The sequence below is a fragment of the Prochlorococcus sp. MIT 1318 genome, from assembly GCF_047304505.1.
GTDB lineage: Bacteria > Cyanobacteriota > Cyanobacteriia > PCC-6307 > Cyanobiaceae > Prochlorococcus > Prochlorococcus marinus_D.
Window position 1 is genome coordinate 935,676 of the sequence record NZ_CP138958.1, and the last position, 21,808, is coordinate 957,483.

General features: G+C 52.4%; 16 protein-coding genes, 2 tRNA genes and 3 rRNA genes. 14 read left to right on the forward strand and 7 right to left on the reverse strand.

Going from position 1 to position 21,808, the window contains the following annotated elements; translation table 11 throughout:
• Positions 1-11: 11 nt before the first annotated feature.
• Entirely contained in the window at positions 12-1,586 is a 1,575-nt protein-coding gene (locus SIB66_RS04615; protein ID WP_063405682.1) for a B12-binding domain-containing radical SAM protein, read from the reverse strand.
• A 151-nt stretch (positions 1,587-1,737) separates the two neighbouring features.
• On the opposite strand from SIB66_RS04615, the gene SIB66_RS04620 reads away from it, so the two are divergent.
• Complete coding sequence (locus tag SIB66_RS04620; RefSeq protein ID WP_063405683.1) at positions 1,738-1,830, forward strand: cytochrome B6; 93 nt, start codon at positions 1,738-1,740, stop codon at positions 1,828-1,830.
• Here the strand turns inward: SIB66_RS04620 and SIB66_RS04625 are convergent.
• The gene (locus SIB66_RS04625) at positions 1,817-3,052 is read right to left on the reverse strand and encodes an MFS transporter (RefSeq protein ID WP_063405684.1); all 1,236 of its coding nucleotides are present in this window, start codon (positions 3,050-3,052) and stop codon (positions 1,817-1,819) included. The genes SIB66_RS04620 and SIB66_RS04625 overlap by 14 nt on opposite strands.
• Complete coding sequence (rimO, locus tag SIB66_RS04630) at positions 3,049-4,467, reverse strand: 30S ribosomal protein S12 methylthiotransferase RimO (protein WP_063405685.1); 1,419 nt, start codon at positions 4,465-4,467, stop codon at positions 3,049-3,051. Before rimO ends, SIB66_RS04625 begins: the two co-directional genes overlap by 4 nt.
• Positions 4,468-4,575: 108 nt before the next feature.
• Here rimO and SIB66_RS04635 point away from each other — a divergent pair, with 108 nt between their 5' ends.
• Positions 4,576-5,517, forward strand: a complete 942-nt coding sequence (locus SIB66_RS04635) for a vitamin K epoxide reductase family protein (RefSeq protein ID WP_063421414.1) — start codon at positions 4,576-4,578, stop codon at positions 5,515-5,517.
• A gap of 9 nt (positions 5,518-5,526) precedes the next feature.
• Here SIB66_RS04635 and nadB read toward each other — a convergent pair whose 3' ends face one another.
• From nadB to SIB66_RS04650, 3 genes are all read right to left on the reverse strand, one after another.
• Complete coding sequence (nadB, locus tag SIB66_RS04640; protein WP_063405695.1) at positions 5,527-7,197, reverse strand: L-aspartate oxidase; 1,671 nt, start codon at positions 7,195-7,197, stop codon at positions 5,527-5,529.
• A 70-nt stretch (positions 7,198-7,267) separates the two neighbouring features.
• Positions 7,268-7,630, reverse strand: coding sequence for a photosystem II complex extrinsic protein PsbU (gene psbU, locus SIB66_RS04645; RefSeq protein WP_063399140.1), 363 nt, complete (start codon positions 7,628-7,630; stop codon positions 7,268-7,270).
• 111 nt (positions 7,631-7,741) lie between these two features.
• Positions 7,742-8,533, reverse strand: coding sequence for a DUF3120 domain-containing protein (locus SIB66_RS04650; RefSeq protein WP_063405687.1), 792 nt, complete (start codon positions 8,531-8,533; stop codon positions 7,742-7,744).
• Between the two features lie 96 nt (positions 8,534-8,629).
• Here SIB66_RS04650 and SIB66_RS04655 point away from each other — a divergent pair, with 96 nt between their 5' ends.
• The 12 genes from SIB66_RS04655 (at position 8,630) to SIB66_RS04710 (ending at position 21,314) form a co-directional block, all read left to right on the forward strand.
• Positions 8,630-9,511 (forward strand): undecaprenyl-diphosphate phosphatase, encoded by an 882-nt coding sequence (locus tag SIB66_RS04655; RefSeq protein WP_236070080.1) that lies wholly within the window; start codon positions 8,630-8,632, stop codon positions 9,509-9,511.
• 21 nt (positions 9,512-9,532) lie between these two features.
• The gene (locus SIB66_RS04660; protein WP_063405688.1) at positions 9,533-10,930 is read left to right on the forward strand and encodes a TIGR03279 family radical SAM protein; all 1,398 of its coding nucleotides are present in this window, start codon (positions 9,533-9,535) and stop codon (positions 10,928-10,930) included.
• Between the two features lie 24 nt (positions 10,931-10,954).
• Positions 10,955-12,685, forward strand: a complete 1,731-nt coding sequence (locus SIB66_RS04665; protein ID WP_063405689.1) for a TolC family protein — start codon at positions 10,955-10,957, stop codon at positions 12,683-12,685.
• Positions 12,685-13,497, forward strand: a complete 813-nt coding sequence (locus SIB66_RS04670; RefSeq protein WP_063405690.1) for an inositol monophosphatase family protein — start codon at positions 12,685-12,687, stop codon at positions 13,495-13,497. The genes SIB66_RS04665 and SIB66_RS04670 overlap by 1 nt, the downstream gene beginning before the upstream one ends.
• A 624-nt stretch (positions 13,498-14,121) precedes the next feature.
• Positions 14,122-15,606: ribosomal RNA gene (locus SIB66_RS04675) — 16S ribosomal RNA — on the forward strand.
• Positions 15,607-15,788: 182 nt separating this feature from the next.
• A tRNA-Ile gene (locus SIB66_RS04680) sits at positions 15,789-15,862 on the forward strand.
• Positions 15,863-15,871: 9 nt separating this feature from the next.
• Positions 15,872-15,944 (forward strand) — tRNA-Ala (locus tag SIB66_RS04685).
• A 491-nt stretch (positions 15,945-16,435) separates the two neighbouring features.
• Positions 16,436-19,312, forward strand: a 23S ribosomal RNA gene (locus tag SIB66_RS04690).
• A gap of 107 nt (positions 19,313-19,419) precedes the next feature.
• Positions 19,420-19,536 (forward strand): 5S ribosomal RNA (gene rrf, locus SIB66_RS04695).
• The 16S, 23S and 5S rRNA genes sit together here with 2 tRNA genes alongside, the layout of an rRNA operon.
• Before the next feature lie 178 nt (positions 19,537-19,714).
• The gene (locus tag SIB66_RS04700) at positions 19,715-20,659 is read left to right on the forward strand and encodes a YihY/virulence factor BrkB family protein (RefSeq protein WP_063405938.1); all 945 of its coding nucleotides are present in this window, start codon (positions 19,715-19,717) and stop codon (positions 20,657-20,659) included.
• 60 nt (positions 20,660-20,719) lie between these two features.
• Entirely contained in the window at positions 20,720-20,956 is a 237-nt protein-coding gene (locus tag SIB66_RS04705; RefSeq protein ID WP_011131012.1) for a hypothetical protein, read from the forward strand.
• A 1-nt stretch (position 20,957) separates the two neighbouring features.
• Positions 20,958-21,314, forward strand: coding sequence for a hypothetical protein (locus SIB66_RS04710; protein ID WP_011131011.1), 357 nt, complete (start codon positions 20,958-20,960; stop codon positions 21,312-21,314).
• Between the two features lie 105 nt (positions 21,315-21,419).
• Here SIB66_RS04710 and SIB66_RS04715 read toward each other — a convergent pair whose 3' ends face one another.
• Positions 21,420-21,779, reverse strand: a complete 360-nt coding sequence (locus tag SIB66_RS04715) for a DUF2834 domain-containing protein (RefSeq protein ID WP_011131010.1) — start codon at positions 21,777-21,779, stop codon at positions 21,420-21,422.
• Positions 21,780-21,808: the final 29 nt, after the last annotated feature.

The following is a 21,808-nucleotide window of genomic DNA, read 5'->3' on the forward strand; positions in this document are numbered from 1 at the left end:
TGAAGTTCAATTCAGACAGGTTGCAAAGTTTTTTTGGGGCTGTGCTCCTCTGGTGGAATTGATTCAAGTTGTTCGCGAATCTCTCGCTGCACAATGGATCGGTATTCCATGAAATGTTCGTTGTGGGCCAGTACAACTAAGAACTGTTCAAGCATGGCTGGATTGTTTCGTGCCATGCCCAGCATGTAGCGCCAGAAACGGTTGCGGGTGTTGCGTTTGAGGCCTTGTCTCCAGACGACAATGGCTAGAGCGCGAAGATCGATCCAGCTGGGTAATGTTGCCGTTCCTTGCCAACGAGGAGCTCCCATTTTTAGGTAGTAGGAGTAGACGCGATCCATATAGGCGTTGGGCTCATAAAGAGCACAGAAGGCCTCGACGTATTCGTTGGCGATATCTCGGATGGGTCTGGTGGGCTGGAAGTTCAGCAGATTGGTTTGATTGACTCCTTTGGCAGCATCCTTGTCCTCAATCAGGCGACCCTCTTTCTCTAGTCGATGCCATAGGGCTGTGTTTGGCAAGGCCTGGAGCATTCCCATCATTGCGGCGGGGATGCCAGTGCGGGTTACGAAATCAACAATCCGAGCTCCTGCTCCATCTTTTTCACCATCAAATCCGATGATGAAGCCTGCCATCACTCGGATCCCATTTGCGGTGATTTTGTCGACAGCTTCATCGAGAGGATGACGTGTGTTTTGAATCTTTCTAGCTGTTTCTAGACTGGCCTCATCAGGTGTTTCAATCCCTAAGAAAACACTTTCGAAACGCGCTTCGTGCATCATTCGCATCATCTCATCGTCATCGGCGAGATCTACAGAAGCTTCAGTAGCGAAACTAAATGGATAGCCTTTTTCTTCCTGCCATTGTCGAATGGCTGGTAGCAACAACTTGGCATTGCGTTTATTGCCGATGAAGTTGTCATCCACAAGAAAGATCGAGCGTCGCCAGCCCAAGTCGTAAATCGACTGAAGCTCGGCAATTAATTGCTCTGGTGTTTTCGTACGTGGTTTGCGCCCATACAGCACGATGATGTCGCAGAACTCGCAATTGAATGGACAACCCCTTGAAAACTGAACGGACATGGAGTCGTAGGCATCCAGCTCGAGAAGGTCGAAGCGAGGGATGGGAGTTGAGGTCACATCCGGCTTGTCCCCTTCAGCACTGAATCGGCCGCTGGTGTCACCGCGTTGAATGGCCTCTACAAACATTGGCAGGGTGATCTCTCCTTCATCCAGCACCTTGAAATCTGCTAGATCGATTTCGGGCGCTTCTGGCGTAGAGCTGGCGAATGGGCCTCCAACAGCAACCGTTAGCCCACGTCTTTTGGCCTCAGCGATTTGCCGCTGCATGTCGTCTTTTTGAACGATCATCCCCGAGATCACAACAAGCTCGGCCCATTGCCACTCGGCTTCGCTGAGTTCTCGGACGTTGCGATCAACGAGCTTCATCTCCCATTCTTGAGGCAGCAGGGCTGCCACGGTGACTAGTCCGAGAGGTGGAAGCAGCACCTTGCGGTTCACCAGCTCGAGGATCTTCTCGTAGCTCCAGAATGTTTTGGGGAACTTTGGGTAGATAAAGAGAGTGCGCATGCAGATCTATGCGACAGAGAAGAGATGTGGAAGGTCGACTCGGGGCTGAAACCTCTCCGAGTGTTGGATAGGGAATTGCTGAAACCTTAGGCGCTTTGAGGAAGTGCCGGCCCGATTTCTGATCTAATGGTGTTCACCTGATTTGTTGCACATGGGCGTCGTTTTTTATTTGGTGTTCGTCGTAGTTGGCCTGGTGGCGGCATTCGCACTAACCAAGGTTCTTAAAGGCATCAAGCTGATCTGACCTCCTCTAGTACGGTTCTGCCTTTTTGCCAGAACCCCCAGAGGGCTAGGCCAAGTCCGATTCCACCTGCGGTGGCGAAGGTCGTGGATATGCCCGTTGAAATCACCATCTGAGCGGCAAGAAGGCCACTTAGCCCTCCTCCCCCAAGGAAGGCGATTTGACTTAGCCCTGCCATGCGCCCACGCAAGACTTGAGGGGACCCCACTTGGGTGATCATGTTGCAGCTGCTCAATAGGCCTGCAGTACCAGCTCCAATCAGCAGGGTCATTGTGAGGCTGAATGCTAGTGGCGTGTTTTCAGTTTGAGCCATTCCCAATTGGGCGATGGCAGTGATGAGAGCGAACCCACTCAGAGTGAGAAATGGGCGTCTACAGAATCGTTGGCTATTGCGTTGTAGTACCAGCCCCCCAGCAATGCTCCCTGCTGCAAGCACGCTGGTGAACACGCCAAGATCTCTTGGATCTGAACCCAATACCTGGTCGGCGATTAGAGGGGCTAGACCAGGGTGGAAAAAACCTACCAAGCAGAGTGTTGCGGTGAAGCCCAGCACATGTCGAAGCGAAGAGCTGCTGTTGTGCCATGCATAGAGCATTGTTGATTGCTTACCCGGAACGCTGCGTTGTTCTTGGCTTCGGTTTGGATCGAGTAACCAGAGGAGACTGGCGATCGGTAGTAAGTAACTTGCGGCATCAATGCTGAGAGCAGCCGCAGGTCCTGTGATGACTAGTAACCATCCTCCTATGGGAGGCCCAAGGAGTTTGCCTACGTTGAACACAACCGCAAAACTAGAGAGATAGGGGGCCAGTTGATTGGGCTCGTCTATCAATAGGGCGCAGTATTTATTGCGGGCAGTGAGTTCGTAAGCACTCGCGATCCCGACAAGCAACGTGCTGGTTAATAGCATTGTCACGAGCGCGGTTCCTGTCATCAGAGGAATGGCCAGTGCTCCCAGTAACGCAGCTGCTAAAAGGCCCCACTGGGCTTGCACAAGAACCCGTTCACAGCCGAATCGGTCTGTGCAGGTACCTGCTGCTCCACTGACCAGCAGGGTTGGCAGGGAAAGGGCGGCGAAGTGGGCGGCAAGCAACATTGGATTGTTGGTGCCGTCCATGAGGATCCAGCCTTTTGCAGTCATTCCAGCGAAGGAGCCTGCAGTACTGATGCCAGAGGCTGTCAGAAAGATGTTGCGTTGATGGGCTCGCAAACAGGGGAATGGACTCACTGAGGCGTCTGGGCTGTGATCGCCATGGCGTTGGTGTCTACCAGCTGGCCGGTGAGGTCATAGACATCAGAGCCGGTAATGAAGACAGGAACCATCGTTCCTGGACTGGCCTGCAGACCTTTCTCACTAGGCAGTACCAACACCTCGCCATCGACCTCCGGAGCGAAACGGTCGCAGCGGCCAATCATCGCTCCGGTTTCGGGGTTGTGCTGCTCGATCAGCACATCGATGGTGCGTCCAACCCATCTTTGGTTCCTTTCCGCTGAGATGGGTTGCTGAAGCGCCATCAATCGATCCTTGCGGGCTGCGGCGATTGACGGGTCTACCCTGTCTGGCAGATCGGCTGCGGCGGTTCCGTCTTCTGGAGAAAAGGTGAACACGCCAACGTGATCAAAACGCTGCCGTTCGATGAAGGCGGCGAGGTGATTGAAGTGATCTTCAGTTTCCCCTGGGAAGCCGACGATGAGCGTGGTACGCAGGACTGCGTCTGGTAGCTGCTCACGAATCCGATCCAAGAGCCGTTCGTTCACATCCGTTTGCCAGGGACGGTTCATAGCCCGTAGCACCTCTGGATGGCTGTGTTGCAGTGGAAGGTCGAGATAGCGAAGCACATTTGGCACCTCCCGATAGGCCGCCAGCACCTCTGGAGTGAGGCCAGTGGGGTAGGCGTAATGCACCCTCACCCAGGGGATGTCTACCTCCCCCAGCGCCTGTAGCAGCTCTGCAAATTTGGGCTTGCCATAGAGGTCAAGGCCATAGTTGGTGGTGATTTGGCTGATCAGGATTAGTTCCTGCACCCCCTGCTCAGCCAGCTGGTGCGCCTCTGCCACAATCGACTCCACCGGTCGGCTGCGCTGGTCGCCACGCAGCTTTGGGATGATGCAGAAGGCACAGCGGTAATCACATCCCTCAGCAACTTTCAGATAAGCCACAGCCTGGTCAGTGGTGCGCTGCCGGGGGAGAGTCTCATCGCCCACAAACGTGGGAAATTCGCTGACACGGTTCACCCGTTCACCCGCTTCTACTCGCTTCAGCACATCCACGATGTGCTGATAGTCACCGGTGCCGACGATTGCTTTTGCCTCCGGGATTGACTCGAGCAGTTCCTCTTGAAAATGCTGGGCAAGGCATCCGGCGATGATCAGTTCCTTGCCCTGTTCTGCTAGTCCAATCAACGTCCGCACCGATTCCTCCCGCGCGTCCTGGATGAAGCTGCAGGTGTTGACCACCACGACGGCGGCATCGTTTTCATCGCTGCTGACGCTATAGCCCGCTTCTGTAAGCAGTCCCAGCATGTGTTCGGTGTCAACGCGATTTTTCTCACAGCCCAAATGGGCAAAGGCCACCGATGGTTTTTCTTGTTTGTGGACTGTGGGCTTCATTGGTATGTCGGATCGCAACGCAGGCTTGGTCATGGAAAGGGTTGATTTCTGGGCTGCCTAGGCAGTTCCCGCTAGGCGCCACCCTAAAGAGAGTCTGGCTTCTTCCAGAGCTGCCACAATTCTTAGATCTGTGTAGCCGAAATGGGTTCGTCTCGCCTCACCAGCCGCCGCCGTCAGGATCAGGGGTTGAAGTGGCCTCGGATTGCGATGGCGGTGCTTGCCACCGTTGGGTTGATCGATACAGGGTCAATCACTCTGCATCGCTGGGGATGGATTGGATCTCTCTCTTGTCCTGGGGGGAATGAAGGTTGCGACAAAGTTCTCAACAGCGCCTGGGGAACGCTGTTTCAGGGAGATGGCGTATCGATTCCACTTTCATTGCTGGGCTTTTTGTCCTACCTCGCCATTTTGGTGATGGCTGTGCTGCCCTTGTTGCCAGGGCTTTCAGAGAACCGAGCAGACCTGTCCCGCCGCACATGGTGGGGGTTGTTTGCCTTCTCTTGCGGTATGGCTGTGTTCAGCCTGATTTTGATCGGGTTGATGGTGTTCAAGATCGATGCGTTTTGTTTCTTCTGCGTTCTTTCTGCTGCCCTATCCATGGGCATGTTGGTCTTGTCGTTGATTGGAGGAGGTTGGGATGATCCTGGAAAGGTGGTTTTTCGGGGTGTTCTGCTTGCCTTGGCAGTGTTGCTCGGAGGTTTGATTTGGTCTTCGGTTGTTGATCCGAGCCGTCCTGGCGTTGGTGTAGGGGGGGTAGGGGTCCCTCCAGTTGTGAAGACGAGGAGTACGCCATCTACGCTGGCTTTGGCTGAACATCTCACAGAGACTGGAGCAGTGTTCTATAGCGCTTATTGGTGTCCTCATTGCCACGAGCAGAAGGAGATGTTTGGTGAAGAGGCCGCCGCTCAACTGCAGGTCGTTGAGTGTGCGTTAGATGGTCAGAACAGCCAAAGAGATCTGTGTGAACGCAAAGGGATTGATGCCTTCCCTACCTGGGAAATTAACGGGGAGCTCGAATCCGGCGTGAAACCGCTCAATAAGCTTGCTGATCTGAGTGGCTATCAGGGCGCGAGGCAGTTTTAAGCAGCCCAGTTAGGACCTCACTGGCCTTGTGGAGAGGTCTTCTCCTCGTTTTTGGCGTGAGTGACGTTTCCAATGAGGCATTGCTGCAGGTGCATCAGTTCTGAAATGTCCGCCGCGACTTTCGCGGCGGAACAAACAGGCTTCCAGCAGTAAGGAGCTGGTCAATTGGCGATGGTTGAGGTCCAGTAGCAAGTTGAGGTCCCTTCTGGCCGTGTCATCGAGACGATGGCCAATCTCTTTGGGCTGATGGCTTACCAGCTTGAGCAAAGGCTGTTCACCAAAGTGCTGTAGATCCTTACGGATGCTCGCGAGGCTTTGTTTCATTCCCTTTGCTGAGCGATCTACACCCGCCTTTCGCCAGCAAAGCTCTCGCAGATTTGCGATGGCGCGAGTTAGTGACTCGGCACTTTCAGTTCCATGGAGTTGCTGACAGCAAGGCTCGGGGGAAGAATCTCTGTGATGAACACCCAGACGAGGCAAAGAGCCCAGTTCGATTGTGGCCATTTGTCTGGCAAATACCATGCATTCCATCAGTGAGTTGCCAGCGAGTCGGTTGGCTCCATGCACTCCGGTGCAGGCGACTTCTCCAATCGCATAGAGCCCTGGAAGATTTGTTGCGGCTTGGAGGTTGGTGGCGATTCCTCCCATCCAGTAGTGAGCTGCTGGGGCGACCGGGATCGGTTGGTTGAGTGGATCTAAACCTAATTCCCGACAGCGTTCCAGGATGGTGGGGAAGCGGGCCTCGGCCTGCCCTGAAGGGATGGGTGTGAGATCTAGGCCAAGATGCTGGACCCCTTGGTGATGCATGGTTTGGATGAGGGACCGGCTGACTTGGTCGCGGGGAGCAAGATCACCAGCGCTCAATTCCTTTACAGGACTTTGCCCTTGGGCATCAACCAGTACGGCACCTTCGCCTCTGACTGCTTCTGAAATCAGAAAGCATGGAGCTCCTGGCAGTTTCAGAGCTGTGGGATGAAACTGCACGAATTCAAGATCCTCGATCGTGGCGCCTGCTTGCCAAGCAAGGGCTAAGCCTTCTCCGCAGGCCTGAGCCGGATTGGTGGTGTTTGCGAACAGATGGCCACCGCCACCAGTTGCCAGGACTACCGCTCTGGCCGAAAGCCAATGGAGCAAGGTTCCGTCGAGAACTTGTACCCCGTAGCAGCGATTGTGCTCAATCCAAAGCTGGGTGGCGCGTACCCCTCGCCGGTGCAAGAGGTTGGGGCGCCGTTCCACTTGCTCTTGCAGCGCTTCAACCAAGGCGCGGCCCGTTTGGTCCTGCACATGCAGCACTCTTCGATGGCTATGGGCTGCCTCCAAGGTGGTGGCTAGCGCATCACCCTCCCGGTCAAAGGCCATCCCAAGCTGCTGGAGACGTTGAACGCAGTGGGGAGCTTCTTCTACAAGTTGTCTGACAGCATCAGCATCACAGAGTCCTGCGCCTGCTTTGAGAGTGTCTTCTGCATGGCTCTCGGCGCTGTCTTTAGGTCTTGTTACTGCGGCGATGCCACCTTGAGCCCAGCGGCTGGAGGAGTGGCGGCTGGTGTTGCGGTTCAGCAAAAGCACCTTCAGCTGAGCAGGCAGCTCAAGGCAGGTCATCAGCCCTGCTGCCCCTGCGCCGATCACCACGACATCCCAGGGACCGTTAGGAATGGGCGTGGATGGGTTCGAGAGACTCATGAAACCTACAAAAAAGCCGCCGGGTGTACCGACGGCTTTCGGTTGAGCTGATTGTTGAGTGAGGAATCGTTTATCTGTATTGACCGTCGTTGATCCGATCGAAACCTTCATTCACAGCAATTTCTTGGTCTGTGACAGTGAAGTTGTCTTTGTACTTGTCGAAAACAGATTTTTGTGAGGCATCCAGAACTGATGAGGCATCACTCACGCTGGCATAAGGACCGCCGACAACAATTTTTCCGGCGATGGTTGGGAACATGCCGGGGAACTGTCTAAAGGCTCGTACTGATGAGTTGTTTAGGTCCACCTTTTCGCCTCTATCTCCGAGTTTTTCGTCAGAGACATTGGCGTAGGCGGACTGGGGAAATATCAGGGCCATTAGCAGGCCTGTCATCACCAGAACCCCAGTAAGCAAGGACAACAGGCGCTTCATCAAATACTCCGCAGTGGATCGGAACAGGTCTTCCGGCTATGCCGGTCTACCAACTTTACAAGTTTGGACAGGAACTTAACCCAGGACTGTGATCAGCTTTTGCAGTTCGTTTCAGATCAAGCCGCTCAACCCTGGGTTGATTAGGGCTGCAATCAGGAAAAGTCCATCGATTATTACCGTTGTCACTAGTACTGCACTGGCTACAGCCCATGTGTTGCGAAATTCTGAAGCCAGACGGGTTTTTTGCTGCATAGCTTGCGCCAGCAGCACGATCAGCGTTGCTGCACAGACCAGAGCGATAAGGGGTAGGGGATGAAGAAGCTGCTGAGCAGTTTCGTGAAGCAATCTTGGTGCTTGCTGTAGTGGAGCCATCACTACAACAGGCCATTGATTCATGACGCCTGTCATGACCATCATCAGATCAGTGCAAGCTGTTCCAAGCAGGGAGGCCAAATAGAAACTTGAACTCAATCTCCAGCGGCTCGAAAGCCCCAACAGGGCAATAGGCAGCACTAGAGATTCAACGGGTAAGTGCCACAAGGGCTGTGTTCTCAGCCATCCCCAGTAGAGGCATCCCGCGAGCCAGCTGCCGCTAACCCCGACCAAAAGCTCGCCAGCCACAGCCCATCCCCGTTGGCCGATTAGGGCAAGGGGAATGCCAAGAGCGAGCAGGAACAGCGTGAATAAGCAGGCTGATAATGGATTCAGGCGTACCCAGGGGGCCTGCACAAAAACCGGCAGCACGACCAGGGCACCTGCCCAAAGTTGCAATTGCTGAAGGTCTGAAAAATTGGCGTCGAAATCTTTTTCAGATGTTTGCGATTCGACAGGATTGCTCAGGGGTTGATTCCGTACAAATGTGCTGCTGTCGGGCTGTTTTTTTTTGATCAAGCCGCTGGACAAAGCACCCCCTCACTATGCAGTCAAGACATTGAACCTTATAAGACTCTCTGGAATTACGCTGCTTTTGGCATTGGATCCATGGGGGCAATAGCCTCCATGGGTCCCCTGTTTCCCTTGATGATTCTCCTGGCTGCGACCTCTGAACTGCTGGCCGCCTGTTGGAGGAACTTGGTGCTGGGAGTGGTGCAAGGTCTTACGGAGTTTTTGCCGATTAGCAGCACAGCTCATTTGAAGGTCGTTCCCATGCTGGTTGGTTGGGGTGACCCCGGCGTCTCTGCGACAGCCGTGATCCAACTAGGCAGCATCTTGGCGGTGATCGCTTATTTCAAGAGGGATCTTGCTGAGGTCCTTAAGGGCATCGCTTTAGCGTTTAAGCATGGTCAGTGGCGTGAACCGAACGCCCGTCTCGGTCTTGCGATTGCTATAGGGACGATGCCGATTCTGTTGGCGGGGATGGCGATCAAGCTTTTCTGGCCTGGTTACGAGGCCTCTTCAATTCGCAGTCTGCCTTCAATCGCAGTTGTTTCGATTGTGATGGCTTTGCTGCTGGCATTGGCTGAGAGCTTCGGCCCGCGGCTGAAGCAAATGCATCTAGTCAAGGGGCGTGATGGCTTTGTAGTGGGCTTAGCTCAGGCTCTGGCCTTAATTCCGGGTGTGTCGCGCTCGGGTAGCACTCTGACGGCCTCGCTATTTGATGGATGGCAGCGTCAAGATGCTGCTCGCTTCTGTTTTCTACTTGGTATCCCGGCGATCACTCTGGCCGGTCTGGTTGAACTCAAAGATGCCTTTGCGGAGCTCTCCTTAGGAGGAGTTTTGCCGCTGCTTGTTGGAATCGTTTCTGCGGCGTTCGTGTCATGGTGGGCGATTGATTGGTTGCTCAAATACCTTCAAAGGCACAGCACTTGGATCTTCGTGGCCTATCGCTTGTTGTTTGGGGTGTTAGTGCTCGCCTGGTGGTTGAGCGGCAGATCAAACTAAAACAAACCGCCCTTCTCATTTGTGTGGAATGAGCCCTCCGCTGGTGTTGCGGTGTCAGCATTGGATCCTGAATCTGCGGCGCCCCAACCACGACCTGCAGTAGTTGCATCGGTTGAGCAGGGATCGATCGGAGAGCAATTGGGCTTTGAACCCGGCGATCAACTTTTAAGTGTTAATGGTGTGCGCCCAAGGGATCTGATTGATTATCGCTACCTCATCGTTGAGGAGGATCTTCATCTCGAAGTTAGGGATGCAACCGGGGCATCTCATCAAGTGGATCTTGAGAAAGACTCTGATGATGGTTTGGGTTTGGCTTTTACAGAAGCCTTATTTGATGGCCTTCGCCAGTGCAACAACCACTGTCCTTTCTGCTTCATTGATCAGCAGCCACTTGGCCGACGCAATAGCCTCTATCTCAAGGACGATGATTATCGCCTCAGTTTTCTCTATGGGTCTTATCTGACTCTGACCAATCTGAAAGAGGCAGATTGGCAAAGGATCGAGACACAGCGCCTTTCACCTCTTTTTGTTTCTGTCCATGCAACTGAGCCATCCTTGAGGGCTCAGTTGCTGAAAAACCCCCGCGCGGGACTTCTACTGGAGCAGTTGCAGTGGTTCAGTGATCGCGATCTTCAGGTCCATGCCCAGGTGGTTGTTTGCCCTGGCTTGAATGACGGTTTGGCTCTGGATCGCACCCTGCGTGAGCTTGCTGATTTTGGAAAGGGTGATTGGCCTGCTGTGCTTTCAGTGGCTGTGGTGCCGGTCGGATTGACTCGTTTTCGTCCAGCAGAAGATGGATTGTTGCCTGTTGGTTCTGCTTGTGCAAGGCGTGTGATTAGCCAGGTCGAGCTTTTTCAGGATCAGTTTCAGGCTGTTATGGGATCCCGTTTCGCGTGGCTTTCGGATGAGTGGTATCTGATTGCAGGTGCGCCTCTTCCACCTCGCTGTACCTACGAGGATCTCCCACAACAAGAAAATGGCGTTGGCAGTATCCGTTCTTTTTTGGAAGCTCTGGACCAGGCCACGGCTATTCTTCCCAAGCGGTTAAGGCAGCCCAGGCGTTGCAGTTGGGTGGTGGGTCGGCTGGTCGAACAGGCTCTGGGTTCTGCTTGTGAACGACTTAATGCGGTTGAAGGCTTGGCAGTGGAGTTACATGGGCTACCGAGTCCTTATTGGGGGCAGGATCAGGTTGTAACAGGCTTGCTCACTGGTTATGACTTGCTTGAGGGATTGAAGGCTCTTGATCTTGGTGATCAGTTACTACTGCCTTCAGTGATGCTCCGTCAGGGTGAGCTTGTTTTTCTAGATGACATGACTCTGGAACAGCTAAGTGAGGCGCTGCAGATCTCGATACGTATCGTGCATGGGGCGGCTGACATCGTGGCCGCTGCGATGGGAGATGGCCAGAAAATTCATTAAGCTCCCCGCAGTTTTCAAATTGCTGTGCGTCTGACTACCGCAAGAATGCTGCTCCTTGCAGGCGTATTGGCTCAAGGGGGTACTGGTGTTCGAGCTCAGCAGTCGCTTGAGGTTCAACCGCATGGCAGCACTGATCAAGCACCTGCCTCGCTAGCAACTGAGGCGGATGGTTCAGCTTTAATTGATCAGTCGACGCTACCTAGCGCCATTGAGCTCAAGGGCTCTCGCCCCAGGGTTGACCCTTCCGTAGTGAAGCCTGCAGCAACTAGTTTGCCTGAGCCGCTTTCTTCGCTTGGGGCCACGCCAACTCTTGCGCTGCCAAATAAAACTTCAGAGGTGAGGATTCGGGAGCTTCGACCTCTAAGCTTGGCGGAAGTAGAGCAATTAGCTGAAGTCAATAGTCCCAGTCTCAAAGCTGCGGCCAGTCAGGTTGAGCAAGCAAAGTCAGCCCTTTTAGCTGCTCTTTCAACTTGGTATCCAACTTTAAGTCTTTCTTCTGATGTCAATTTTAGAGGCTCGGAGAGTCGTGTAAATCCTGACAATCATCAGTTGTCGAGTGAGGAATATACTTTTGGTGAAGAATGGATTGCAAGTTTCGGAGCTACTGTTAAGTGGGATCTTATTGATCCTGCAAGAGCTCCTCAAATTGCATCAGCTAGAGATAATTTTGAAAAGCAGAGAGATACTTATTTGATTGGACTTCGCGACTTACGTTTAAATGCTGCAGACCTTTATTTTCAATTGCAGCGAGCTGATGAAGGTGTGGGTATTGGTCAAAATGCCGTTCGTGCTTCTCTAGTGAGCTTGCGTGATGCTCAGTCACGCTTGCAGGCAGGGGTCGCAACCAAGCTTGAAGTGCTCGAGGCGGAAACTCAGCTTGCTCGAGATACTCAGTCTTTAACTCGTGCTCTGGCTCAGCAGAACACTGGACGCCGACAGCTTGCTCAATTATTAGACTTGCCCCAAGATGTAACTCCTACAGCTGCTGATCCTGTTCAAATCATTGGTATCTGGCAGCCCTCACTTGAGGAGAGCATTGTTGCAGCTTATGCTTTTCGTGAGGAACTTGATAGTTTAATACTTGACATCTCTATTAATAATAGCAATGCCAATGCTGCTCTTGCTGCAGTGCAGCCAGTCATTAGCCTCTCTAACAGTTATCAAGCAAGGCGATTAGAGGGGCAAAATGGCGTAACCATTGATAATTCTGTCGATTGGAAGCAACATTCATGGACATCTGCGAACACAGTTGGTTTGGGCTTCACCTGGAATATTTTTGATGGAGGGAGAGCATGGGCTCAATATCGCCAGAACAAGCAGAGGGCTCAGCAAAGTGAGTTTGAATTCGCAGCAAAGCGTGATCAGATTCGCCTAGAAGTCGAGCAAAGTTTTTTTAATCTTCGTGCTTCTAATCAAGATATCAAGACAACGAGTATTGGAGTTTTGTCTTCAAGAGAATCACTTCGATTGGCGCGTTTGAGATTCCAGGCTGGAGTGACAACCCAAAGAGAGGTTGTGAATAATCAGCGTGATCTTAAACAGGCCAAGATTCTCTATGCAGATGCAATGCTGAAATACAATCAAAGCATGATCCAGCTTAGTCGCCGTACAGGTCTGGATCAGATTGCGGCTTGTGATTCCTTAGAGCTTTCCAATAAGAAGCCGAAAGATGATCTCTTGGACTCGGCCGCAGTTCCTATCAAACCTTCTCCGCTCACTCCAGCCTGCAAGGCTTCCATCCTGCAAGCTGAGTGATGAGCAGTAGGCCTTTGCCTGAATCTCTTGGCTCTTTGCAACTGAGCGCAGTTCATCAACTCCTTGATCGAGTTGCAGATCGTCAACGTCAAGACTTTGGCAATATCGTTTCCGATTTCAAGCCTGACGGTTCATTGATTACTTCTTGTGATCGTTGGAGTGATGCAGCTATCGTCGCTGGTCTGGCTCAGATTGCTGAACAGGAGGGTGTGTTGAGTGAGGAAGGTTCCAAACGCGTTCCTGATTCACCGGCTTATTGGGTGGTTGATCCTTTGGACGGCACTACAAATTTTGCAGCCGGTATTCCTTATTGGGCTATTTCCATGGCTCGCTTTGTTGGAGGAAGGCCAGTGGAGGCTTTTCTGGATGTTCCTTCCCTTAACCAGAGAATTGTGGCGATTCGAGGTGAGGGTGTTTGGCGTAATGGCAAGCGGCTAACGAATGAAACGCGTTCGACTGGTAGTTCCTGTGTCTCACTTTGTAGTCGTTCTATTCGGGTTTTGCAGCGGAGGCCTGATCAACCGTTCCCCGGTAAAATTCGACTCCTCGGTGTTGCCAGCCTTAATCTGGTGAGTGTGGCCATGGGGCAAACCGTTGCTGCTTTGGAAGCCACTCCGAAGATCTGGGACCTTGCTGCGGCTTGGTTAGTCCTCAATGAGCTCAATTGCCCCATGCAATGGTTGGCTGCAGATCCTGCTCAGCTTCATCCCGGGCAAGACTTGACTGCGGCTGACTTTCCTGTTTTAGCGACTGGTTCCCCGGTAGAAATGCAGCGTTTGCGCTCTTGGGGAGAGGCCTTGCGGCATGGCTGAGTCAGGTCAGGATTGCGAAAAGATTGCGAGAGGGGTATGAAATGGGCTATGTTTTTGGACTGCGTGAAGGGCTGAGCCCTGTAGCGCAAACCCACTCGGTGCTGATGGCGAAAGCTTGAGGTGTCAGTGGGCGTCTACAAGATCACAGGAGCGATCCGCTGGTGTTGTAGGTTTTAGAAGCGATCGCAAGATCGCAGCGCCTGACACTCCTTACAAGGGAGTGGAGGAGCAGAACCTGGACAACTTAAGAGTTTAGGAACTGACGCTTTTGTCGCGTTTAGGCCCTATGAGCAGCGATTAAAAGCTGATCAAAAGGTTTGAGCAGATATGCGACGAGAGTGTGAGGTCCCGTCAAAAGAAATGAGTTGCAGAAACCTGTTACAGCATCAATTTTTGCTTTCACGGGCGAGGATTGATGTCAAAGGTGTGACAGGTGAAAGCAACGACCGGATCTGAGATCCTGGAAAGTCACAGAAGGAAGAGATTCTGAAGTGCACTCTTGTAATCCTTCTGTCAGAGGAAGGGGGCAACAACTGCTTGTCGTACGCCAGTGCGAATGAGTGGGTGAAGCAAATCAGACTGAGTGATGAGCCTGTAAGGGTTGATTGCGAGAGGGTTTGATCTACTACGGAGAGTTTGATCCTGGCTCAGGATGAACGCTGGCGGCGTGCTTAACACATGCAAGTCGAACGAACCTTCGGGTTAGTGGCGGACGGGTGAGTAACGCGTGGGAATCTGCCCTCAGGAGGGGGATAACGGTTGGAAACGGCCGCTAATACCCCATATGCCGAGAGGTGAAATGAATTTCGCCTGAGGATGAGCCCGCGTCTGATTAGCTAGTTGGTGAGGTAATGGCTCACCAAGGCATCGATCAGTAGCTGGTCTGAGAGGATGATCAGCCACACTGGGACTGAGACACGGCCCAGACTCCTACGGGAGGCAGCAGTGGGGAATTTTCCGCAATGGGCGCAAGCCTGACGGAGCAACGCCGCGTGAGGGATGAAGGCCTCTGGGCTGTAAACCTCTTTTCTCAAGGAAGAAGATCTGACGGTACTTGAGGAATAAGCCACGGCTAATTCCGTGCCAGCAGCCGCGGTAATACGGGAGTGGCAAGCGTTATCCGGAATTATTGGGCGTAAAGCGTCCGCAGGCGGCTTTTCAAGTCTGCTGTTAAAGCGTGGAGCTTAACTCCATCAAGGCAGTGGAAACTGATTGGCTTGAGTGTGGTAGGGGCAGAGGGAATTCCCGGTGTAGCGGTGAAATGCGTAGATATCGGGAAGAACACCAGTGGCGAAGGCGCTCTGCTGGGCCATCACTGACGCTCATGGACGAAAGCCAGGGGAGCGAAAGGGATTAGATACCCCTGTAGTCCTGGCCGTAAACGATGAACACTAGGTGTCGGGGGAATCGACCCCCTCGGTGTCGTAGCCAACGCGTTAAGTGTTCCGCCTGGGGAGTACGCACGCAAGTGTGAAACTCAAAGGAATTGACGGGGGCCCGCACAAGCGGTGGAGTATGTGGTTTAATTCGATGCAACGCGAAGAACCTTACCAGGGTTTGACATCCTGCGAACCTCTAAGAAATTAGAGGGTGCCTTTGGGAACGCAGTGACAGGTGGTGCATGGCTGTCGTCAGCTCGTGTCGTGAGATGTTGGGTTAAGTCCCGCAACGAGCGCAACCCACGTTTTTAGTTGCCAGCATTCAGTTGGGCACTCTAGAGAGACCGCCGGTGATAAACCGGAGGAAGGTGTGGATGACGTCAAGTCATCATGCCCCTTACATCCTGGGCTACACACGTACTACAATGCTACGGACAAAGGGCAGCGAACTCGCGAGGGCAAGCAAATCCCATAAACCGTGGCTCAGTTCAGATCGTAGGCTGCAACTCGCCTACGTGAAGAAGGAATCGCTAGTAATCGCAGGTCAGCATACTGCGGTGAATACGTTCCCGGGCCTTGTACACACCGCCCGTCACACCATGGAAGTTGGCCACGCCCGAAGTCGTTACTCCAACCCTTGTGGAGGAGGACGCCGAAGGTGGGGCTGATGACTGGGGTGAAGTCGTAACAAGGTAGCCGTACCGGAAGGTGCGGCTGGATCACCTCCTAACAGGGAGACAACAACTGATCGTGATGTCTGAGTTATTGATACTTAGGCCATGATCCTGTCACCTTAGGTCGATCGGTACCTCAAGTTGAGAATCAAAGAAAAGCTGATTAATCAGCTTGGAGATTGATGATTGATTTTAGTTCCTAAACTTGTCTAGGTCACACCCCGCAAGGGTTACTCCTGGGCCATTAGCTCAGGTGGTTAGAGCGCACCCCTGATAAGGGTGAGGTCCCTGGTTCAAGTCCAGGATGGCCCATTCGGTGTTGGGGGTTTAGCTCAGTTGGTAGAGCGCCTGCTTTGCAAGCAGGATGTCAGCGGTTCGAGTCCGCTAACCTCCACTGACGAATCTTCTGACAACGAGCCAATGGTGAGAATCGTTGTGTGATGTGATTTAGAATTTAAGTTTGCTGGCAGACCCTAGCTTCTTATCATTCCAGGACTCAATCAATTGAGATGAGGTTGATAGGACGCTGGGCTCACTGTAATTCGCAAGAATTGCAGAGATGTTTGGCAGAACCTTGACAACTGCATAGGTAAGTCTGGAAAGAATAAAGCATCTCATGGATGCATGATTCTTGGGAATCAGCTGATGCAATCTGCGCGAGTAGAGAGCTGAGGTTGATTAACGAGAATGATGTTTGATTCTTGAGTCAAGAGCCGAGACTCTATAGCGTTCTTTCGATGTCATCGAGGCATCGAAAGTTTGATTGGTGATTCAAACCATCTTCAATGACAAACAATTCAGTTTAACTGGAGAAGTTTGAGATTGAACCCAGGTGAATTGCTAAGAATACGTATTCAACTACGTGAAGCGTTATAGAGATTAATTGGTCAAGCTACAAAGGGCTCATGGTGGATACCTTGGCACACAGAGGCGATGAAGGACGTAGTTACCTGCGATAAGTCTCGGGGAGCTGGACACACGCTTTGATCCGGGAATTTCCGAATGGGGCAACCCCTAGTACGGCCAGCTGAATCCATAGGCTGGTGCGAGCCAACCCAGCGAACTGAAACATCTTAGTAGCTGGAGGAAAGGAAAGTAAAAACGACTCCCTAAGTAGCGGCGAGCGAACGGGGAAGAGCCTAAACCGATGGTTGCGACCATCGGGGTTGTGGGACAGCAATGTGTATCAGGGATGTTAGGAGAAGTGTTTGAATGGCACACCACAGAGGGTGAAAGTCCCGTAACCGAAAACTGAACTGAACTAGCTGTATCCCGAGTAGCACGGAGCACGTGAAATTCCGTGTGAATCCGCGAGGACCACCTCGTAAGGCTAAGTACTACTGTGTGACCGATAGCGCAACAGTACCGCGAGGGAAAGGTGAAAAGAACCCCGGGAGGGGAGTGAAATAGAACATGAAACCATGAGCCTACAAGCAATGGGAGCCCGACTAAATCGGGTGACCGTGTGCCTGTTGAAGAATGAGCCGGCGACTTATAGGCACTGGCAGGTTAAACCGGAAATGGTGGAGCCATAGCGAAAGCGAGTCTGAATAGGGCGATCGTCAGTGTTTATAGACCCGAACCCGGGTGATCTAACCATGGCCAGGATGAAGCTTGGGTGATACCAAGTGGAGGTCCGAACCGACTGATGTTGAAAAATCAGCGGATGAGCTGTGGTTAGGGGTGAAATGCCAATCGAACCCGGAGCTAGCTGGTTCTCCCCGAAATACGTTGAGGCGTAGCGTCTAGTGCTCCAGCAGGGGGGTAAAGCCACCATTTCGGTGCGGGCTGCGAGAGCGGTACCTAATCGAGATGAACTCTGAATACCCTGTGTGTAACTAGGCAGTCAGACTGTGGGGGATAAGCTCCATAGTCGAAAGGGAAACAGCCCAGACCGCCAGCTAAGGTCCCCAAATCAACACTAAGTGATAAAGGAGGTGGGATTGCCCAGACAACCAGGAGGTTTGCCTAGAAGCAGCCATCCTCAAAGGAGTGCGTAATAGCTCACTGGTCGAGCGATCCTGCGCCGAAAATGAACGGGGCTAAGTGTTGTACCGAAGCTGCGGATTTAACTTGTTAAATGGTAGGGGAGCGTTCTATGTGGGGTGAAGCGTTAGCGTAAGCGGGCGTGGACTGCATAGAAGTGAGAATGTCGGCTTGAGTAGCGAAAACATGGGTGAGAATCCCATGCCCCGAAACCCTAAGGGTTCCTCCGGCAGGCTCGTCCGCGGAGGGTTAGTCTGGACCTAAGGCGAGGCCGAAAGGCGTAGTCGATGGATAACAGGTCAACATTCCTGTACCGGTTATGTTTTGGGAAGGGGGACGGAGAAGGCTAGCCAAGCCAGATGTTGGTTACTGGTTTAAGCGTTCGAGGCGTTGAGGAGCGGCGAAAACGTTCTGAGCTAAGGCGTGAATACGAGCTGCTACGGCAGCGAAGTTGGTGATGTCATGCTTCCAAGAAAAGCCCTATACCCGTTAAGGCATAACTGCCAGTACCCGAAACCGACACAGGTAGGGTGGTAGAGAATACCGAGGGGCGCGAGATAACTCTCTCTAAGGAACTCGGCAAAATGGCCCCGTAACTTCGGGAGAAGGGGTGCCAGCGAGAGCTGGTCGCAGTGAAGAGGCCCAGGCGACTGTTTACCAAAAACACAGGTCTCCGCTAAGTCGCAAGACGATGTATGGGGGCTGACGCCTGCCCAGTGCCGGAAGGTTAAGGAAGCCGGTCAGCGTAAGCGAAGCTGGCGACTGAAGCCCCGGTGAACGGCGGCCGTAACTATAACGGTCCTAAGGTAGCGAAATTCCTTGTCGGGTAAGTTCCGACCCGCACGAAAGGCGTAACGATCTGGGCGCTGTCTCGGAGAGAGGCTCGGCGAAATAGAATTGTCTGTGAAGATGCGGACTACGTACACCCGGACAGAAAGACCCTATGAAGCTTTACTGTAGCTTGGTATTGTGCCCGGGCTCTGAATGCGCAGGATAGGTGGGAGACGTTGAAGTAGTGCTCGTGGGTGCTACTGAGTCAATGGTGAGATACCACTCTTTCAGAGCTAGGGTTCTAACGTTCACCCGTTATCCGGGGAGCGGACAGTATCAGGTGGGCAGTTTGACTGGGGCGGTCGCCTCCTAAAAGGTAACGGAGGCGCGCAAAGGTTCCCTCAGGCTGGTTGGAAATCAGTCGACGAGTGCAAAGGCAGAAGGGAGCTTGACTGTGAGACCTACAAGTCGAACAGGGACGAAAGTCGGCCTTAGTGATCCGACGGTTCTGAGTGGAAGGGCCGTCGCTCAACGGATAAAAGTTACTCTAGGGATAACAGGCTGATCTCCCCCAAGAGTTCACATCGACGGGGAGGTTTGGCACCTCGATGTCGGCTCATCGCAACCTGGGGCTGAAGTCGGTCCCAAGGGTTGGGCTGTTCGCCCATTAAAGCGGTACGCGAGCTGGGTTCAGAACGTCGTGAGACAGTTCGGTCCATATCCGGTGTACGCGCAGGAACATTGAGAGGATTTCTCCCTAGTACGAGAGGACCGGGAGGAACGCACCTCTGGTGTACCAGTTATCGTGCCAACGGTAAACGCTGGGTAGCCATGTGCGGAGTGGATAACCGCTGAAAGCATCTAAGTGGGAAGCCCACCTCAAGATGAGTGTTCCCATGGCATAAGCCAGTAAGGTCACGGGAAGAACACCCGTTGATAGGCTCTACGTGGAAGTCCAGTAATGGATGCAGCGGAGGAGTACTAATAGACCGAGGGCTTGACCATCCATTTGGTTCTTGCCCGAGAAACAAGTTTTATTCAATTCAGAGCATCATTCGCAAGGATGATGACCTATGCAGTTCTCAAGGTTCACTCCTTGGGAATGATTTTATCCTGGTGTTCATGGCGATGTGGAACCACTCCGATCCATCTCGAACTCGGTTGTGAAACGCATCAGCGGCGACGATATTTTAGGGGTAGCCCTCTGAGAAAATAGCTCAATGCCAGGTAAAATATTTCCACATGTAGATCATCAATCTTGCGAAAGAGTTGTTGATTTACCAAGAAAAAGCCACCCCTACGGGTGGCTTTTTTGATGGCTAAGCCAGTGTGATTTTTAAAGAAGATAATCAAATAGACTCCTGAGGTCTTTGATTGGCTGGCGCTAGCGTTATTAGCAGTAGATGAATGCCAAGCGTGGAGCTTCGTTGGAAACGTTGGGCTAGATGGTTGGTCACAAGTTTGTGGCGGGCTTACCTTCGCTGGATGCGTTGTGATTGTGTAGATCTTAGTGCTGCTTTTGCTTATTACACGTTGCAGTCATTTTTCCCAATTCTGTTGATCTCGCTGTCTGTGGCCTCTTGGTTTCTTGGCCGTCAGCATGGCCTTGATCAGCAAATTGTTGATTTTACTGCGCAGGTTCTCCCACCTTCTGTGGTTGGTTTGGTGGAATCAACATTGGTCAAACTTGTCAAACAAGGCTTTGGTGCAGGATTGCTCGGAGCTGTGTTTCTGATGGTGACTGCTGGTAACGCCTATTTAACTTTGCAGCGTGGTGCTGATCGTCTTTGGCGAGACCTCTTGCCCCTGCCTTCAACACCTGCACCATTTGTTGTTCAGCTAACCCGCTTCCTGCGTGCTCGAATTGAGGCTTTTGTGGTCGTGATCCTGGTCGGGCTGCTTGTTGTTGTTGATCAGATCAGCGTCAATCTACGCATGATCCCAGGTGCTGTTTGGGATGAGCTGATTCGCACGACACCATGGCTTGCCGCTTTGTTGTCTCGAGTGCCTGTGCTTCAGGTAGGTCAGTTCGTTGTGCCATTACTCGGTCTCTCTGGGATGGCGTTGTTGTTGCAGGCTTTGCTACCTAGTAGACGTGTCCCACTGAGGCCTCTTGTTCCTGGGTCTTTTTTGATTGGTACGCTTTTGACGATCCTCAACCTGGTCGTTAGCCGCAGCATTCTTTCGCTGGGCACGCGTTATCAGGCTTATGGCTTCATCGGTGGTGTTTTGGTGCTCACCTTTTGGGTTTGGATGGTCGGTGTGATCCTTTACTTTGGGCAGTGCTGGAGCGTGGTTCTTGCCAGTAGGAGTCGGCATCAATGGGGAGAACCGAACCCGCTAAAAAGCTGATTTCACAACGTCTTCAGTCAGCATAAAATTGATTTTTAATTGATTGTTGTGCCTTCTCTGATGCGAGCACGCTCTGCCCGGTTGCCGCCGGCCTTTGCAGGCATGGCTCTATTGAGTATGGCGATAGGTGCGGTTGTGCTGATTACAGGTCTTACTCTTTTGGCGGTGCCTGTAATGCTGCTGATCGGATTTGTGGTAGCTCTGGTTGCCGGAGTCTTTTTTGGAAGCTGGGCTTTGATCGAAGTCTTAGCAGCCTTGGAGTCTTGGATGGAGCGGGACGCCCGCTTCCAGCGTTGAAATGGCCAGGCCTTCTCCTCTGATTTGGTTGGCCCTTCTGCTGATCTTGCTGTTGCCCACTGCAGCCGGGCGGATTTTGCTTGATCTCGCTGGTGGGTTAATGCTTGTCGCTTTGGTCTTACCGTTTTTGCTAGCTGGCTTTGGTTGGTTGGGTTGGCGTGTTCTTCAGTCCCGCATGGTGACTTGTCAGGCTTGTGGATTGCGCACTTTTGGCAGCTCTGGTCAGTGTCCTGTCTGTGGTGCAGGGCTGTCTGATACTTCAGAGTTAGGTGATTTTAAAGATGATGGAGGGATTTCTACCCCTGCTAGTGCGGCCACAATTGATATTACGGCTGAAGATGCTGGTTCAGAGGGTTGATGATCTTTAGACACTAATCAGTGTGTTTATCCGCTCCTATTGAGGAGCGTTTTTTTGTTGGATAAGAGGTTGAAAAAATCAATTAGAGCTATCAACAGTGTATTTCTAGTTCTCAGCATGATTAGCCATTTCTTGTAGCCGACGTTCACGCAGGAAGAGAAATAATGGTGCGGCAAATGCAAAGGCAATTGTGATGCTACTTAAAAGCACGATCCACAGGTGTCGCATTTGAAGTCGTCGACTCTCTACAACGATCCAGATGGTTATAGCACTAGCACCTATGATCAGATCTCGGGATAAAGATTGAGCTGCAGGATTTGCATTCGATAGTGCTACAAATAAGCTGATATCAAAGTCTGGGCCGTATTGCTGCATAAAGTCGATGTTGGCTAGTGTAGGAAGGATCGCTCCAGTGATTGCTAGGATCAAGTAGACCCATTGCAGCAAACTATTTGGTGCTTTCATGCCACTCGTGATGTGATAGTTGCAACGCT

What these genes read in the sequence shown, in the direction of transcription:
- SIB66_RS04615 (WP_063405682.1), bottom strand. Translation starts at nt 1,586, where the DNA reads ATGCGCACTCTCTTTATCTACCCAAAGTTCCCCAAAACATTCTGGAGC.
- SIB66_RS04620 (WP_063405683.1), top strand. Translation starts at nt 1,738, where the DNA reads ATGGGCGTCGTTTTTTATTTGGTGTTCGTCGTAGTTGGCCTGGTGGCG.
- rimO (WP_063405685.1), bottom strand. Translation starts at nt 4,467, where the DNA reads ATGACCAAGCCTGCGTTGCGATCCGACATACCAATGAAGCCCACAGTC.
- SIB66_RS04635 (WP_063421414.1), top strand. Translation starts at nt 4,576, where the DNA reads ATGGGTTCGTCTCGCCTCACCAGCCGCCGCCGTCAGGATCAGGGGTTG.
- nadB (WP_063405695.1), bottom strand. Translation starts at nt 7,197, where the DNA reads ATGAGTCTCTCGAACCCATCCACGCCCATTCCTAACGGTCCCTGGGAT.
- psbU (WP_063399140.1), bottom strand. Translation starts at nt 7,630, where the DNA reads ATGAAGCGCCTGTTGTCCTTGCTTACTGGGGTTCTGGTGATGACAGGC.
- SIB66_RS04655 (WP_236070080.1), top strand. Translation starts at nt 8,630, where the DNA reads ATGGGTCCCCTGTTTCCCTTGATGATTCTCCTGGCTGCGACCTCTGAA.
- SIB66_RS04670 (WP_063405690.1), top strand. Translation starts at nt 12,685, where the DNA reads ATGAGCAGTAGGCCTTTGCCTGAATCTCTTGGCTCTTTGCAACTGAGC.
- SIB66_RS04700 (WP_063405938.1), top strand. Translation starts at nt 19,715, where the DNA reads ATGCCAAGCGTGGAGCTTCGTTGGAAACGTTGGGCTAGATGGTTGGTC.
- SIB66_RS04705 (WP_011131012.1), top strand. Translation starts at nt 20,720, where the DNA reads ATGCGAGCACGCTCTGCCCGGTTGCCGCCGGCCTTTGCAGGCATGGCT.
- SIB66_RS04710 (WP_011131011.1), top strand. Translation starts at nt 20,958, where the DNA reads ATGGCCAGGCCTTCTCCTCTGATTTGGTTGGCCCTTCTGCTGATCTTG.
- SIB66_RS04715 (WP_011131010.1), bottom strand. Translation starts at nt 21,779, where the DNA reads ATGAAAGCACCAAATAGTTTGCTGCAATGGGTCTACTTGATCCTAGCA.